The sequence below is a fragment of the Comamonas testosteroni genome, assembly GCF_000761245.1.
Classification (GTDB): Bacteria; Pseudomonadota; Gammaproteobacteria; order Burkholderiales; family Burkholderiaceae_C; genus Comamonas; species Comamonas testosteroni_C.
The window spans coordinates 1-1,166 of sequence record NZ_AWOR01000111.1 but is presented as its reverse complement, the minus strand read 5'-3'; the positions used below and the strand labels follow the sequence as shown (position 1 = coordinate 1,166).

Below are 1,166 nucleotides of genomic sequence, written 5' to 3'. Positions count from 1 at the left end.
CGCACCAAGCCCCACGTGAACGTGGGCACCATCGGTCACGTTGACCACGGCAAGACCACCCTGACTGCTGCTATCGCTACCGTGCTGTCCAAGCACTTCGGCGGTGAAGCCAAGGACTACTCGCAGATCGACAACGCCCCCGAAGAAAAGGCTCGTGGTATCACGATCAACACTTCGCACGTTGAATACGAAACTGCCAACCGCCACTACGCTCACGTGGACTGCCCCGGCCACGCTGACTATGTGAAGAACATGATCACTGGTGCCGCTCAGATGGACGGCGCTATCTTGGTTTGCTCCGCTGCTGACGGCCCCATGCCCCAGACTCGCGAGCACATCCTGCTGTCGCGTCAGGTGGGCGTGCCCTACATCATCGTGTTCCTGAACAAGGCCGACATGGTGGACGACGAAGAACTGCTGGAACTGGTCGAAATGGAAGTGCGCGAGCTGCTGTCCAAGTACGACTTCCCCGGTGACGACACCCCCATCATCCGCGGCTCCGCCAAGCTGGCCCTGGAAGGTGACCAGTCCGACAAGGGCGAGCCTGCCATCCTGAAGCTGGCCGAAGCTCTGGACACCTACATCCCCACTCCCGAGCGTGCTGTTGACGGCGCCTTCGCGATGCCCGTGGAAGACGTGTTCTCCATCTCCGGTCGTGGTACCGTGGTGACTGGCCGTATCGAGCGCGGTATCGTCAAGGTCGGCGAAGAAATCGAAATCGTCGGTATCAAGGACACCGTCAAGACCACCGTCACCGGCGTGGAAATGTTCCGCAAGCTGCTGGACCAAGGTCAAGCTGGCGACAACGTGGGTCTGCTGCTGCGCGGCACCAAGCGTGAAGACGTGGAACGCGGCCAAGTGCTGTGCAAGCCCGGCTCCATCAAGCCCCACACCAACTTCACTGCTGAAGTTTACGTGCTGTCGAAGGACGAAGGCGGTCGTCACACTCCCTTCTTCAACAACTACCGTCCCCAGTTCTACTTCCGTACAACTGACGTGACCGGCTCCATCGAACTGCCCGAAGGCAAGGAAATGGTGATGCCTGGCGATAACGTGTCGATCACTGTGAAGCTGATCTCCCCCATCGCCATGGAAGAAGGTCTGCGCTTCGCTATCCGCGAAGGTGGTCGTACTGTGGGCGCCGGTGTGGTTGCCACGATCATTGC

The 1,166-nt window shown here is 59.8% G+C and carries 1 protein-coding gene; it reads left to right on the top strand.

The features are described from left to right. On the top strand, window positions 1–1,166 hold a 1,166-nt coding region (gene tuf, locus P353_RS27325; RefSeq protein WP_034376644.1), incomplete at both ends, for an elongation factor Tu.